At 41.8% G+C, this 15,288-nt stretch carries 10 protein-coding genes; 5 read left to right on the forward strand and 5 right to left on the reverse strand.

The window, feature by feature from the left end; translation table 11 throughout:
- Positions 1 to 74: 74 nt before the first annotated feature.
- The 3 genes from HH214_RS04770 to HH214_RS04780 all read right to left on the reverse strand — a co-directional run bounded on the left by HH214_RS04770 (position 75) and on the right by HH214_RS04780 (position 7,363).
- Positions 75 to 2,933, reverse strand: a complete 2,859-nt coding sequence (locus HH214_RS04770; RefSeq protein WP_169606254.1) for a glycosyl hydrolase — start codon at positions 2,931 to 2,933, stop codon at positions 75 to 77.
- Between the two features lie 10 nt (positions 2,934 to 2,943).
- Positions 2,944 to 4,161: an oligogalacturonate lyase family protein gene (locus tag HH214_RS04775; RefSeq protein ID WP_169606255.1), complete on the reverse strand. Its 1,218-nt coding sequence runs from the start codon at positions 4,159 to 4,161 to the stop codon at positions 2,944 to 2,946.
- Positions 4,162 to 4,453: 292 nt separating this feature from the next.
- Positions 4,454 to 7,363, reverse strand: a complete 2,910-nt coding sequence (locus tag HH214_RS04780) for a glycosyl hydrolase 115 family protein (RefSeq protein ID WP_169606256.1) — start codon at positions 7,361 to 7,363, stop codon at positions 4,454 to 4,456.
- Positions 7,364 to 7,772: 409 nt separating this feature from the next.
- Here HH214_RS04780 and HH214_RS04785 point away from each other — a divergent pair, with 409 nt between their 5' ends.
- The 5 genes from HH214_RS04785 to HH214_RS04805 all read left to right on the forward strand — a co-directional run bounded on the left by HH214_RS04785 (position 7,773) and on the right by HH214_RS04805 (position 13,598).
- Positions 7,773 to 8,465 (forward strand): alpha/beta fold hydrolase, encoded by a 693-nt coding sequence (locus HH214_RS04785; RefSeq protein ID WP_248282204.1) that lies wholly within the window; start codon positions 7,773 to 7,775, stop codon positions 8,463 to 8,465.
- 21 nt (positions 8,466 to 8,486) lie between these two features.
- Complete coding sequence (locus HH214_RS04790; RefSeq protein WP_169606257.1) at positions 8,487 to 9,128, forward strand: nitrogen regulation protein NR(II); 642 nt, start codon at positions 8,487 to 8,489, stop codon at positions 9,126 to 9,128.
- Between the two features lie 441 nt (positions 9,129 to 9,569).
- Positions 9,570 to 10,514, forward strand: a complete 945-nt coding sequence (locus tag HH214_RS04795; RefSeq protein ID WP_169606258.1) for a glycoside hydrolase family 43 protein — start codon at positions 9,570 to 9,572, stop codon at positions 10,512 to 10,514.
- Between the two features lie 180 nt (positions 10,515 to 10,694).
- Positions 10,695 to 12,035 (forward strand): rhamnogalacturonan acetylesterase, encoded by a 1,341-nt coding sequence (locus HH214_RS04800; RefSeq protein ID WP_169606259.1) that lies wholly within the window; start codon positions 10,695 to 10,697, stop codon positions 12,033 to 12,035.
- A gap of 36 nt (positions 12,036 to 12,071) precedes the next feature.
- The gene (locus HH214_RS04805; RefSeq protein WP_169606260.1) at positions 12,072 to 13,598 is read left to right on the forward strand and encodes a glycoside hydrolase family 28 protein; all 1,527 of its coding nucleotides are present in this window, start codon (positions 12,072 to 12,074) and stop codon (positions 13,596 to 13,598) included.
- Positions 13,599 to 13,650: 52 nt separating this feature from the next.
- Here the strand turns inward: HH214_RS04805 and HH214_RS21910 are convergent, their stop codons facing one another.
- Entirely contained in the window at positions 13,651 to 14,457 is an 807-nt protein-coding gene (locus HH214_RS21910) for a rhamnogalacturonan acetylesterase (RefSeq protein ID WP_211166308.1), read from the reverse strand.
- Between the two features lie 4 nt (positions 14,458 to 14,461).
- On the reverse strand, positions 14,462 to 15,229 hold the full coding sequence (locus tag HH214_RS21915; RefSeq protein ID WP_211166309.1) for a rhamnogalacturonan acetylesterase: 768 nt from the start codon (positions 15,227 to 15,229) through the stop codon (positions 14,462 to 14,464).
- Positions 15,230 to 15,288: the final 59 nt, after the last annotated feature.

Genomic DNA, 15,288 nt, shown 5'->3' on the forward strand with positions numbered 1-15,288 from the left:
TCTTACACAACAACCTGTAAAGCAGCATTTACTACTTTATAGGCTGCTTGATTTTAAAAGTTTTTCTATCCACATTAACGCACCGCTACCTGAGCCAAAGGTGTTAAGGTTACTTTACCAACCAAGCCTGATGGTTGAGGCTCCCACTTGGCAGCGGTAAATAGCCCATCATCGCCACGATTTTCTTTAAAGTGTGCTTGAAAGTTGGTGTTGTAGAAAATTTTATAAGATATTTTCTTTTTATCCATATCAATAATGCGGTTAGCCATTAAGTTAGTTACTTTAATCTCTAACCGGTTCACTGATTTCAATAGTGCAGCAGGTACATTAACTGCATATTTTGGACCTAACAATGTTGCTAGCTTAACACCATTCAAGTACACATCGGCACTTTCATGTACTTTGCCCAAATCCAGCTGCCACATAGCAGCATTCTGTTTAGGCTTGGCAAACGTAGTGGTGTAGCTAGCCATACCTGAAAAGATTTTAGTTTCTTCACCGCCCAGTTCCGTCCACGATTTTAAATTATTGGTTTTGACAACTGGCGGCAATGTTGGCCCGCCACTCATGAACTGAATAATCCAGCTACCGTTTAGCTCGGTTGAATTACCAGTTGGCTTATAATACACAAACTGGTTACCTGTTACAGTACTGTTTGATGTTTGCAGTATACAGCTTTCTCCGGGTTGCAGTTGCAGATACACCTCAGTACCACCACCTGCATGGGTGCGGGCTTTTGCTAAACCATACTGTTTTTGCATTGGATCAAACAACGCTATGCTAGTAGCCTTTACCGCTAAAGGCACCCAACTTTCTACCGCTTTGTCGCTCTGGTTGGCTATAAAATAGTAGTAACCTTTCGGATATTGGCGGCGCACAAACTGCAAACCGTTATCCGTCATGCTTTCACGCTTGATATTCGCTGCATTAAGCAGCGCCGTTGCATTATCAGCCATTACTATGCGGCCTTTACCTATTACAGCAGTTTTTACCCCATTACCTGATGCATTAAAATTTAAAGCTAATAAGAAGGCTTGCAGTGATTTTCTTCGTTCGGTCAGTTGGTTATAGCCCGGAACATCTGAAGGCAGCTTTTTATAAAAGGCTATAGTGGCACCCGCTTTAGCCATATCCATTAGTTTGGTAAACGTAGCTAAGGGAATATATTCGCAGTCGGGCAGCAGCACAGTTTTGTAACTTACGCCGCCAGTAAGCAATTGGTTGCCGGAGAGCTGGGTAGCTAACAGTTGCTTATCAGATATAAAATCGAACGTATAACCTTTTTGCAGCATTTCATCAGATACATCAGCGAAGCCCGTGCCGTTAAAATCTGGCTTCAAGGCATCGTAGTGTTTCAGCAAAGCCGGGCCTGCCTCCGAGAAACTATCAAACAATGGGTAATAAATCAGTACATCGTTGTTGGGTTTACCTTGCTGCAAGAAGGATTGGCAACGAGTGATGTAATTATTCAAAGTAGAAAACTGTGGCCAGAAAGGATTGGTTTGGTTAAAATGCACCGCTGCATAAAATAGCCAACCCGGCCAGGGTGCATTTTGTGGCGAATAGCTTACTCCATGATAAAAGATGTGGTTTACGCCACCAATAAAATATTTATCAATTACCTGCTTTACATCACCCAAGGAAGATAAGAAATGGTCATTAAGCCAAGTTGCCGACTCGGAAGAGGCCAGCGGTTTACCGTTCACGTGAGCTGCTGAGGTAGCAAACTTAAACCGAAGTATATCGGTACCTTCTGTCTCAGGAATATCAATAGCGGCATACAAATCCAGTATATTGGATGGTGAACCATGCGATTGATTGCGAATGAGAGCACCTTTAGATTTACCCCAAGCCTGCCATGGTTTAGTAAAGTTATCCAGCAACAGCTCAGATACTGTTTCGCGGTAGTCACACAGTACTCGGTTGTTGATTTCTTTATCAGCTTTGCCAAACAAGGCAGGCAGATGGTTACGCAAATCATACCCCCTCCGCTTCAAAAACTCGTTAAAAAATTCGGGCGTAAAGTTAGATTGACCACGAGCATCATCCACTTCGTAAGAATCATTGAAGAATGCGCGTATACCATTGATGTTTCTACCTTTAAATGCCTCATCAAAACGGTTCAGATACCGGTTTAAAGCAGGTTTAGAAAAGTGGTCGATTACATAGCCTTCTCCACCCGGTGCAGCGCGCTCCACCATTTTACCATGCCAACCCATGAATAGCGCATACAGATGCCAATTGCTTCCGGCAGGTGCAGTCCAATCTAAAGTACCATTGGTATTTACTTTATCAGTTAAGTTTATGGCTTCGCCTTTATCATTATAGGCCATCAGAATATTGAGCGGCAAACGCTTCTCAAACCGTACCTGATCTAGCGCCATCAGTTGTAGGTTTTTATTAGCGCTAATAGGCTCTACTAAATCAGTAATTTTAGGCGCAACACCGTCTGATCGTATGAGGGGTTGCTGCACAAACGTTATATCTTCTTGCAACCGCTCTCCGCTTTTCAGATCGTAAGTTTTCCAAAACAGCTCTTTACTAGCATCTTCATCGGTTACCCAGGGGCCACCAAAAGGCCAGCCGGTTGCATTGGCCAAGTCAATGCCCATATCCAATCTTTTACCTTCTTGTAAGGTATATTGCAGCATATCCATCCACTGTGATGACAAAAATGGAATAAACTCGCTTTCGTGCCCTTTAACACCGTAAATAGGAGTAATTTCCAAGCCCCCTAAACCAGCAGCCCGGTAGCTTTCCATATTCCAGGTTAAATCTTTTTTGTTTACAGCACTACCTTCCCACCACCAGCGTGCCCAAGGTTTGGTTTGGTGTGTGGCAGTAGGCCATACTATTTGCGCAGATGCACTGAAACTGTAAACAGACAGCAGCGTTACAGAAGCAAGTTTTAATTTATTAATGAGTACCGACATAGTTTAATTCTTACTGGTGTTTAGCCACTTCTACCGCATATACCTGCCCACTGCCTTCAAAGTTAGCCCTGAAAATGATCCATTTCTCATCGGGTGAGAAATGCACGTTGGGTTCCATTTTGTAGTTATGATTTTTCATATTCACTAACTTTTCCGATTTAAAGCGGCTGCCATCGGGTTTGAAGAGGTATATCCACCTGCCATCAGGTGCTTTAGCTACCTGGCCAGGATCGCCACCATCGCCACAAAAGGTTTGCTCATCTTTGCTTACATTAAAATGTATCGACCACTCATTCCTGTCCATTTCATACACCCGGTTCTCCTGATGAGTTTTCAGGTTAATACCAGCCAAAAAGAAGGTTTGCCCTTTAGGTTTCTGCAAATCAAACCATTCTGTATTACCCAAAGGAGAGAAAAACTCATGACCGGCTATTTCGTTCACCATAGTGCGTTTATGCAGTAGTTCATTTTGGCCGGTTTTGATATTGATATTCCAGATCCGGTCTACCTTTTCCCAAGGCCCCTCATGGCAGTATGATAACAGATCAGGGTTGGTGGGTGAAAACAACAAGTGGTTGGTCCATTCATTCTCCTGATGTATTTGCTTCAGGCCTTTGTCTTTTACACTCAATATATAAAGCGTGTGCTGAATATGAGCATCATAAATCCGATCGAAAAAATCACGCTTTTCAGGATATTTAGCCAATATTTCACGTTCCTGGTTGCCGGTAGATTTTACGCAAGCCAGGTAAGTACCATCTGCATTTACCGTACCTACACGTCCTTTAAAATCAGGAGCAAATGCGTAAATAAACCGGGTTTTATAATTATCTACATTCACGGCAAATACGCTATCTCCGCTTTGGTAAAAAGCTTCACGCGTTTTAGGGCAAGCCATCTCACCAAATATTCTGGCTTTGTTACTGAGCTGGTGTGTTTTCAGCGTTTTTAAGTTTACCGTGAATAGTTGGTTACCGTTGGCTGTACTACCATAAAAAGCCATTAAATCGCCTTTGCCACCTTTTTGCGGGAAGAAAGGATTGTTGTTAAAATAAAAGCTACCGTTAGTACCCTCGCGCCGTACCAAACGCATTATTTTATGACCGGTATCTTTATCAATCCATTCATCAGGCATTTTCTGACCGCCGGTTTCCATTATTGGCTGGGCCAAGACTGTTATTCTCAGCATGAGCAACAGCATTGGCAATATCCTTACTATTTTTCCCATAAGTGTATTGTGGTTCAATTTGGTTTATGCCTTATTATGCCCGATGTTTTTCCATAGCCATAGCACTTCAACAAAAAACACGCACGTAAACCAGCCAGCAAAACACTGTCTCGTCACATCTTAACTGCACAATGCAGTAATCCGTAAAAAATGAATCAACTATTGGTTTATAATCGGTGCCACAAACTAAGTGGCGTTAACAGGATGGCTAAGTTAGCAGATGACTAAGCCAATAGCATCCTGCTCCGTCCTGCCAGGGTAACCCATAGAAGAAGGTAAACTTTGTTATCCGCTACTTCAATCTGGTTTCCGGAAGCAGGCCATAAAACGGTTTAGAATTATTTAGATTGATCAGTATACGATCCAAAACAACACCGGGATCTATCATATAAATACGCAGCACGTGTTTACCGAGCTTTAAGGCAGATATGTGCATTGAACGCATAGTAGAGTTACTCAGCACATTCTGTTTCCACTCCTCACTACGCCCTACTGTTTTAAAATCAAAAATTGATACCGGGCCATCATCTACACTTACAGCATAACGCATTTTAAAGTTTTTGTTAAGCGGAAAAGTTGGTAAGGTATATACCTTTACTTCGGCTGGTGAACTATCAAACGTATAGAAGTTGTAAGCCACTACTGGCCTGCTTTTGATAGCTGCCTCACTCATATTCTCCATCCCAGCTGCATTGAACTGCAAGGGCAAAGCTTGTACCGATTGTTCGGTAGCACTCGGGCTGGTTATCAGTTTCCAATGTTGATTACCGCTTTGCTGTATGGCTTGGTAATTTTTAGCATAAATGGAAATATAGCCATCATGTTCTGCAAAGCCCTTGTAATTACTTAATTCGGGCGTTTGCAAATTACGGGCCTGAACAGCTATTGTTGATACCACTTGCCTGCTATCACTAATGGTGATTGTACCGTTCAGATTTGCTGCCGCTGGTACAGCTTGCCAATCCACATCCACCCATAAGTGGCACTCGCTAGCGTTGCCTTGTGGCAGTAAAGTACCATTGCGTTTTGAAACTTTAATCCACGGTGCAGAAGTTTTTACTGTATAGTTAACGATGGTATCCTTACTCAAAAACAAATCGATAAAGTGTACTTGCTTTACCCATTTATCAAACATCGGCAATGAGGCGGGTTGATGGTGATTTAACGAATCAGTATTTGCACCCTCAGGCAGTACTTGCAACGCTGTAGAATGATGGACTATAGTATGATTCAACTCCGGCATTTGGTAAACCGGCAGGTTTCTGGGGTTCATGGACATGATATGAGCCCATTTACCGACAGCCAGTTGCGTATTATAATATGCAGTTTCGTTAACAATTTGCTGGTAAGCCGCTTTTGATAAAGAATCATAAGTTCGGGTACTTAGTCTGCCTTGTTGTGCATATAAATAAGCTTTGTCACGGTACAAAAACTTTTTATTCATACATGAAGCGGCAACAACCGGGTAGTAAACCAACTGATAATAGCTATCTTGCCTATCAACAGAAATATGGGGTTTTATAGCCTTTACGCTTTCTTCCAGCTTGGTGTAAGCGGCTATTCTCTGTTGAGCTTGGTCACTAAAAGCAGTGGCATTATAAGCCGTAAATTTTACTGGTGTAGTAGGTTCGGTTTGGCTCCAGCCCATAAACTCGGGCTTACGTTCAAACGCCAGTTGGTAGTATTTCCATAAAATATTTGTTACGGTAGCGGCATTGGGCCGATCAATGTTAGCTGCTACCCATTGCTGCAAATGCGTTTTCGTATATTCACTTTGGTAAAAAGGCTGTATATGATAAGCCATATCCATAAAAAGTTGAATATTATATTCGGCAGGTTTAATATCCCCCACGTTAGCTACCCAAATGTTGCGGGCTTGTAAGGTATACGCTTTAGTCATTTCTTCTTGTATCAAAGCCGGACTGGTGGTACTCAGCCATAAATAATCGTGTGGACGGCCCCAATAGGATAAGTGATAGTACACGCCCGAGCCACCAGTGCGCCTGCTTTCCGCTTCATTATCTAACCTTTGTATGTAGCCATAATTATCATCGGGCCAAACCAAAGTAACGTCTTCCGGTACCTGCAAACCGCCGTCATACACATCCAGCACTTCTTTGTAAGCTGTAAAAGCCTGAGGCACCTGCTTTATATCTGGGTTAATATAAGTTTTTAGCATCATGCGCTGGTTTTTCATAATACGTTCCAGCAAGGGCACCGTTTCGGCTATGGTTTTTACGCCTTCTATGCCACTATCATGCACGCCCCTCATACCTATGGTGTAAATAGCATTTAGGTGGCTACTTTCTTTTACCCGCGAGGCCCAGTAATCATCTACCTTTTGCTGATTGGTTACATAATTGAAACTACCCATTGTTTTTTCATTCCACTCCCCTACATTGTTGCGCAGCATTGGTTCAGCATGTGAGGAGCCAATAACAATCTGATAATCTTCGGCCACTTTTAAATTTTCAGGATAGTAATAAAAAGGCTTGGTGCTGGGGTGCATAGCCGGCCAAATCAGGTTAGCCCTTAAACGCAACAGCAACTCAAATACTTTAGCATAAGTTTTTGGGCCAATATCGCCGGTTTCAGGTTCAAAGGTTTTAGCGGCCCAGGGTTGCAGCCCCCAATCTTCATCGTTAATAAATATGCCACGGTATTTTACCGATGGTGGCTGTGATGTGTAAGGGTTAATGTTTAATAGAACAGTCCTTTTACGTTCCGGTTGTACATCAGCCCACCAGTACCAGGGCGTAACTCCAATACGGCTTGAAATATCAAACACGCCGTAGGCCGTGCCCCGGTAATCGCTACCAACAATAACCAGTGCATTTGTGATGTTCTTAAAAGGTTTTGCTTTTACTTTCAGGCTGTAACATTCCCATCGGCCTTTCAGTTGGTCAAAATAGCTATCGTGCAGGGAACGGATGAGTGCGGAATGCACACTGCCAATAATAATTACCTGTCCTTGGGCCTTAGTTACATCAGTGTACACCCTAGGCAAATAGCCTGAAACGCGTTGGATATCTGCTGCCAATAAGTGCGCTGCTATCGAATCTATTTTACCATCATCTACAGCATAAATGATAGAAACTTTAGTTTGTGCGTTAATTATGGTAAATGGCTCGGCTTTTATCATACCCGAACCCAGTAACAGCACAACAAGAGTTGGCCAGAGCAGGCGCTTAATATCATTCATATCGTAAAAGACTTTTAGTTAATATCAGCAGGTTATTGGTTATCCATCATGGGGCATCTGCTTTCATGACCATGAACTTATATACAAATCAGCTTTGATTTTATTAGCTAAGCCGATACAAAATGGAAGTTAATATGTATCAGCAACTTATGAACTTTATTGCTAAGTTGCTATTTTCTTTACTGCTAATTTGTCACTTTAATTTGGCAAAAAATAGAAATATAATTTCATCTGAATCCACGTGACTATTAATTGAAGAGAACTATTTCGAATGTTATCCGTAAACAGCATTGGCATCATAATGATAAACATAGTACAGCGAAATAATGTCCGTATAACTGGGCAAGGAGAGAAAGTAATAGTTTTTGCTCATGGTTTTGGATGTGATCAAAACGTATGGCGACATGTAATGAAGCCTTTTGAATCAAATTACAAGCTTATCTTGTTCGATTTTGTAGGCTGCGGAAATTCTGATCTGTCTGCATATGATTCAGAACGATATGCATCTCTGGATGGATATGCAAAAGACATATTAGAGATATTTGAAGTACTCAACCTTAAGAATATTATTTTTGTAGGACACTCCGTAGCCGGAATGATCGGTATTAGAGCAGCTATTAAGTGTCCGGATTATTTTGACAAGCTGATTTTTGTAGCACCATCACCCTGCTATATTAACGATGGTGAATATACCGGCGGCATGGAAAGGGCGGATCTGGAAGCTCTTTTGGCAATAATGGATAGCAATTACTTAGGATGGTCAAGTGCATTAGCTCCGCAAGTTATGGCTAATGCTGACCGGCCAGAATTGGGCGAAGAATTAACCGCTAACTTCTGTGCCACCGATCCTGACATTGCACGTGAGTTTGCCCGCGTTACGTTTCTTTCTGACAGTCGCGAAGACCTGCCCAAAATTACTATCCCGAGCCTTACGTTGCAGTGCTCTGACGATATCTTGGCACCATTGACCATAGGCGAATACATGCACAAAAATATCCCTCTTAATACGTTATATATCATGAAGGCAACTGGTCATTGTCCGCATCTAAGTGAGCCGGAAGAAACAATAGAATTGCTCGGCAAGTATATTGGTCTTAACTAATCCGAAAGAGTTCTTATTACTATGGGGGATAACCGTTTTTTAGAACATAATGATTCTTTATGTAACCATGCTCCATGCGGATTGCTAACCTTTAGAATAGATGGAACTATCTTGCACGGTAATAAAACCCTACTAAACTGGCTGAAGATAACGCAGGAGGAGCTGACAACTACCACATTTGTCAGCTTACTAGACAATGGAGGCCGATTTTACTATCAGCTTTTTGTGCTGCCTTTGCTCAGAATGCATCATGAAGTTAATGAAATCAGCTTCCAAATACAAAAAGAAGATGTGAATTTTTCCTGCTTGTTCAGCGCATCTGTTTTCACTGCAGGTAATAGTAAAGAAATGCAGGTTTGTGCGGTTATCTACAAAGTAGTTGACCGGAAGAAGTATGAAGCAGAGTTGCTGCTGAAGAAAGCAAAATCAGATGCTGAAAGGCTGTTAAGTCAAGAAAGACTTCGAATAGTAGCGCTCGCACAATCTCATTTGGTACGAGCACCATTAGCTAATATACTCGGATTGGCTGCATTGTTGCAGGATATGGAATCGGATAAGGAGATAAAGCAACTAACTGCAATGCTGCAGGAAAGTGCTAAAAAGCTTGATGTCGAAATCAGAAAAATAGTTGATGCTGCAAGTGACAATTCTCAACAAGGATAATTGTATCAATTGGTATAAATACTATGCCTCTCTTTTTTATAGATCTCAAACCTCAATTTACCATACATTCCAGATCAAAAAGTTCAAGTGCTTCATCAAAAAAGAATCTTTGATGATAATTACACACCTTTTAGTATTAATCATAAGAAGCAAAATAGTACTAGATAACAATCTACCAATAAAGTTTACAAGCTCCCTTCCTACTACACGATTTTATTTCGATATAGCTGATTTCTAATTAGCCATTCTCTGCCCTTACAGGATACAGCAGGACACTTGATTAATTGAAATAATTGATCTTTACCTAACCAGTTATACTAAAGTATTCTTAAAATTTATTGTTATTCAAAAGAATAAAATGCAGCACCTGCTTTGAGCAGCAGTAGCCTTTTATTACTTGCGGTAACTGTATCTAGTTGTTAATACCTAACCAACCCATTTATGGCGAAAAATATACTTGTCATTTTACTACTAATTTTAACCGGGCTTACCCCCCATGCCCAACCCAAAGCTACCCACGATGTGTATTTGTTTGGCTACTTTAAAGGTGGTGGAACTGACGGACTGCATTTAGCTTACAGTTATGACGGGCTAAAGTGGGAAACTTTAAAAAATGATAGCTCTTTTTTACAGCCCGCAGTAGCTAAAGATAAACTGATGCGCGACCCTTGCATTATGAAAGGTGCAGACGGGCTTTATCATATGGTTTGGACTGTAAGCTGGAACGATAAAGGTATTGGCTATGCCAGTTCGCCGGATTTGGTACACTGGTCGGAACAGCAGTTTCTACCTGTAATGGCACATGAGCCTCAGGCACGTAACTGCTGGGCACCCGAAATTAATTACGATGCCGGTTCAAAAACCTACATAATTTATTGGGCCACTACCATAACCGGCCGGTTCCCGCTGGTTGATACCACCGCCGAAGCTAAATACAACCACCGACTTTATTATGTTACCACCAAAGACTTTAAAACGTACAGCCAGGCCCAACTACTTTACGAACCAGGTTACAACGTGATTGATGCCACCATTGTGTCTGATAAAAAACAATTTGTGATGTTTTTCAAGGATGAAACCCGCACACCGGTACAGAAAAACATCAAACTGGCTTATGCCAATAAACTAACCGGGCCTTACAACAAACCCGAAAAAGCAATAACCGGCAACTACTGGGCTGAAGGCCCTACGGCTATTCAAATAAAAGGAAAGTGGATTGTGTATTTTGATCGTTACCGCGATCATCGTTACGGGGCTTTAACTTCGGATGATTTAAAGACCTGGACTGACATCTCCGACCAGCTTTCTTTACCACAAGGCATTCGCCACGGTACTGTTTTTAAAGTTACCGCTACCGACTTTAACAAACTTATTGCCAGTATTTAAAGCAATACTTATGCCCAGCAATAATAGTTGGGCTTGATGCTCAACCATAAGTAGGATAACTATTTACGCAGGATGGTGCAGGATACTATTACAAGACAACCTGCCTACCTTTAAATGCTTCCGAACCCAATTATACCCTGCACGTAAAATGCTTTTAACCTTAATTATTACTAAATAAACATGATTTGCTTTTACAAAAAGTTTGTCGCCGCCAGTTTAGGATTAGCTTTTGCCGTAGGTACTGCCATAGCTCAGGTACAATCTGAATTTCCTATAAAATTCAATTTGAGCAACCAGCAAGCACCTAAAGGTTATAAACAGGTTACAACCACTACTGCATACAACAACACCACTGGTTATGGGTATGATTTTGATACCAAACCTACTGCGGTGAACCGGAAAGGTAAAGCAGAATTAACAACTGATTTTGTAACCTCAGATAAGCCGTTCTATTTTTCGGTTAATGTACCAGAGGGTAATTACCGAGTCACTTTAACTTTAGGAGATATTAATGGAACCAGTTTAACTACGGTAAAAGCTGAATCGCGCCGGCTGATGCTGGAGAAGGTAGCTACACAAAAAGAGCAGATTAAAAAGGTAAGCTTTATTGTTAACATTCGTAAGCCGCAAATTAGTACCGGAGGCCGTGTAAGCCTCAAACCTCGTGAAATAGGTAAGCTGGATTGGGATGATAAACTAACATTAGAATTTAGCGATACCAAACCCTGTGTAGATGCTATTGAAATAGAAAAAGCCGATAACCAAACTACAATATACCTGGCTGGTAATTCTACCGTGGTTGATCAGGATGACGAACCCTGGGCTTCATGGGGGCAAATGATTACCCGCTTTTTTAAACCAGGTGTAGCCATTGCCGACCATGCCGAATCTGGTTTATCACTAGGCAGCTTTTTAGGTAGCCATCGTTTAGATAAAATTCTAAGCTTAATTAAACCCGGCGATTACCTATTTATTGAGTTTGGCCATAACGATCAAAAAGAAAAAGGCCCCGAAGATGGAGCCTATGGTTCTTATACACAAAGGTTCAAACTGTTTATCAACAAAGTACGCGAACGCCAGGGTATTCCGGTTATTGTGACTTCAACGGCACGCCGGTCTTTCAGTCCAGAAGGTAAAACCATAAACACCTTAGGCGACTACCCGGCGGCGGCCCGTAAAGTAGCCAGCGAAGAAAAGGTGGCTTTAATTGATTTAAATGCTATGTCTACCCAATTTTATGATGCCTTGGGGGTTGAAAAATCTACAAAAGCCTTTGTATATTATCCAGCTTATACTTTTCCAGGTCAAGATAAACCATTGGCTGATGATACGCACTTTAACGGGTATGGTGCTTATGAACTGGCTAAATGCGTGTTGGAAGGCATCAAAGCTAACCATTTGGGTATTGAAAAGTACATTATTAATGCACCTACTTTCAACCCATCACAACCCGATCCGGTAGAAACTTTTAGTTTACCCTTAAGCCCTAAAAGCACTGCCATAAAGCCCGATGGCAATTAAATATTCCTTTATCATTACTCAACCTTACTGAAAACGATGAGAAAAAAGCTTGCTCTTGTTGCTATACTTATCCATGCCTTGAGTTCTGCTTCGGCAGCAATCAAGACCAAACAGCTTCTGGTAGCTCCCGGAACGTTATCAGCAACCTCAGCCACGCTGATTTGGGATAAACCTGAACGTCAGTTAAACATCAGCCAATATCACATTATATTGAATGGAAAAGAGGTTGCAACATCTACCCAATGCAATTATACGCTTCATGACCTGCAACCTACCAAAGCTTACAACTGCATTATTCGGTTTGAAGATAACCAGGGGAAGCTACTATCTTTTGGTAGTACAGTTAAGTTTAAAACAGCATTTACAGGAAAGATATTAAACGTAACAGATTTTGATGCTAAAGGCGATGGCACCACCATCAACACCCAGTCTATTCAAAAAGCTATTGATGCCTGCCCCAAGGGTGGTACGGTTTTGATACCGCAAGGTACTTTTTTGAGCGGAGCCTTATTTTTAAAAAGCCATATGACTCTCGAAATAGCTAAGGGTGGCGTATTAAAAGGCAGCGTTAATGAAGCGGATTATCTCCCTTTTTACAACAACCGTTTTGAAGGTTGGGAAATGAAGACTTATGCTAGCTTGCTTAACGCGGGGGTGATGAATAACAAAGGTGGATACGCGGTAGAACAGCTTTCTGTTAAAGGTGAAGGTACCATTAGTGGTGGTGGAAGCGCGTTAGGTAGAGCCATGATTGAAAAGAACGGCATCCGCAGCCGGGGGCGTTTAATTTGCTTAATGAACTGCCATAATGTAGAAATACAAGGCTTGCAGATACAGGATTCTCCCTGCTGGACTATACATTACATTTACAGCAAAGGCGTAACCTGCCATGACCTAAACATAGTAAGTACTGCCCGTAATGGCGACGGATTGGATCCAGATTCATCTGACGACAGTTATATACTGAATTGCACCTTCTCTACCGGCGATGATTGTATTGCCATCAAATCGGGCAAGAACCCGGAAGGAAATGTAATTGGAAAACCCACCAGAAATGTGAGAATTATGGATTGCGATTTTACCAAAGGTCATGGTATTTCTATCGGCAGTGAAATGTCGGGCGGAGTAAGTAATGTTTTAGTGCAGGATTGCCATGCAGGCGCCTTATTGCATGGCTTGCAGATTAAAGGCACTAAAGAACGTGGCGGCTATGTTAAAAATATAACTGTTACGGATTGCCAGTTGCTTCAAATCACCGTCTTTTCGGCAGTAAACTATAATAACGATGGTGCACCAGCGCCGGAAGCTCCTACTTTTGAAAACTTTATTTTTAGAAATATCGATTTATCAAAAGCAGTAGTAAAAGAACCAGTTATTGATATCAACGGGTTTACAGATCCTGGTCATCAATTACGAAATGTAACGTTTACCAACATTACTGTTCCGGAAAATGCAAAGGTTAAAATTAACAATGCCGAACAAGTGAAATTCACTGATGTAAAATCAGCAACCGGCAATAAACCTCAGTACGTTGTTAATAACAGCAGTGCTATAACCTATTAAGCAGGTTATAGCACTATATAAAATAACTAACTAATATTTTCAGCTAGTTACTTTAATCTTTTAAGTATTTAGCTAATTTCAATCCTTTCGTTTTTACAATGCCTGCTACCACGCTTTGGGCATTTAATATAGCACCGGCTTCAATAGTATGAGTAGCATCTTTAGAGCCGAAATAAGCAGACTTTACCTTATCTTCACCTTCTTTGTCGTAAGTGTCGGCTATGAGCTGGTTAAGGTCGATAAAGTAAACGCCGGTTTGCTGTGCTACCTGAGCTGACCATTGGCCGTAGCTATCCACATTGTTACGGTTAATCTTACCTTCTTTCCAGCTATTGCGTGGTATAGGCGAACAGATAATTACCGTAGCGCCTTTCTCCTTGGCATCATTTACAAATTTGCGCATGTACCAGCCATAGCTGTGTACCACTTCCTGAATTTTACGAATGGGGTTATAAATTTCTTTCTGTTCTTCGCCAACGCCTCTAATGGTGCCGCGAGCACGAGCCGTATCATCCAGCGGACTGGAATCATTGTGCCCGAACTGCATTATCACGTAATCGCCAGGTTTAACTTTTACCAGCACCTTATCCCACAAGCCTTGAGTTTGGAACGTACGACTGCTGGTACCTCCCAGTGCATCATTTTCAACCGCGATTTTGGTGGTATCGAAATAATTAACCAAGTAACTGCCCCATCCCCATAAACCGCCATCACCTTTACCTTTGCCGTTTTTTACGGTTGAATCGCCTATCAAATACAAAGTAGGCTTAGGTTTGGGTTTTAACAAAACGAAAGAGGAGCCTATAACTAAAGCTAAAAGCAAGGCAGGCCAGCTAATGTAATTACGAAGTTTATTCATGGTATTATTTTTTCAAGTATTTGACTAAATCAATTTTGGTATTTGCCTTTAATCCCGCCACTACCGATTCGGCATTAACTAAAGCACCGGCTTGGTTGGTATGCGTATGATCGCCAGGGAAAAACCTTTTCACCGAATCGGCTCCCCATTGGTCGTACTTATCGGCAGTAATTTGATTTAAATCAACAAAGTAAGCACCTTCCTGCTGAGCTACTTCTCTGGCCCACAAACCATAATCTTTATCGGCTCGCAACACTTTGCCTTCTCTAAACTCATTTCTCGGTATCATGGAGAGCACTACTGGCGTGGCATGCTTAGCTTTCACATCACGAATAAACTGGCGGATGTACCAGCCATAACTATGCACCGTCTCATGCGTACCATTGGGCCAAGTTAACTCTTTAACCTCATCACCAGTACCTTTCAACACGCCGCGGTAACCAGCTTTGGTAGTATCGGGTACACTGCCTTCATTATGGCCAAACTGCATCATCACAAAATCGCCGGGTTTTAGCAGTGAATCTACCTTGTGCCATCGCCCCTCTTTAACAAAGGTTCGGGTACTGCGCCCGGCCATAGCATTATTGCTGATATTGATTCTGGAAGTATCGAACAACGATTTAATCATGGTGCCCCAGCCCCACTGCACCTTATCGTTATTGTGCACCGTTGAATCGCCAATCAGAAACAGGGTGGGCTTAGGCTGAGCAGCAAATGCCCAAATGCCAACGATGGCTGCTAAAGCCAGCAGTTTGTATGGTATTTTTATCATAAGTAAATGACGAAGTTATTGTTTAAGCATCCTAAACTGGCTTACTGATGAAAGTACAG

The organism is Mucilaginibacter robiniae (assembly GCF_012849215.1).
In the GTDB taxonomy this organism is placed as follows: Bacteria; Bacteroidota; Bacteroidia; order Sphingobacteriales; family Sphingobacteriaceae; genus Mucilaginibacter; species Mucilaginibacter robiniae.

What these genes read in the sequence shown, in the direction of transcription:
- HH214_RS04770 (WP_169606254.1), bottom strand. Translation starts at nt 2,933, where the DNA reads ATGTCGGTACTCATTAATAAATTAAAACTTGCTTCTGTAACGCTGCTG.
- HH214_RS04775 (WP_169606255.1), bottom strand. Translation starts at nt 4,161, where the DNA reads ATGGGAAAAATAGTAAGGATATTGCCAATGCTGTTGCTCATGCTGAGA.
- HH214_RS04780 (WP_169606256.1), bottom strand. Translation starts at nt 7,363, where the DNA reads ATGAATGATATTAAGCGCCTGCTCTGGCCAACTCTTGTTGTGCTGTTA.
- HH214_RS04785 (WP_248282204.1), top strand. Translation starts at nt 7,773, where the DNA reads ATGAAGCCTTTTGAATCAAATTACAAGCTTATCTTGTTCGATTTTGTA.
- HH214_RS04790 (WP_169606257.1), top strand. Translation starts at nt 8,487, where the DNA reads ATGGGGGATAACCGTTTTTTAGAACATAATGATTCTTTATGTAACCAT.
- HH214_RS04795 (WP_169606258.1), top strand. Translation starts at nt 9,570, where the DNA reads ATGGCGAAAAATATACTTGTCATTTTACTACTAATTTTAACCGGGCTT.
- HH214_RS04800 (WP_169606259.1), top strand. Translation starts at nt 10,695, where the DNA reads ATGATTTGCTTTTACAAAAAGTTTGTCGCCGCCAGTTTAGGATTAGCT.
- HH214_RS04805 (WP_169606260.1), top strand. Translation starts at nt 12,072, where the DNA reads ATGAGAAAAAAGCTTGCTCTTGTTGCTATACTTATCCATGCCTTGAGT.
- HH214_RS21910 (WP_211166308.1), bottom strand. Translation starts at nt 14,457, where the DNA reads ATGAATAAACTTCGTAATTACATTAGCTGGCCTGCCTTGCTTTTAGCT.
- HH214_RS21915 (WP_211166309.1), bottom strand. Translation starts at nt 15,229, where the DNA reads ATGATAAAAATACCATACAAACTGCTGGCTTTAGCAGCCATCGTTGGC.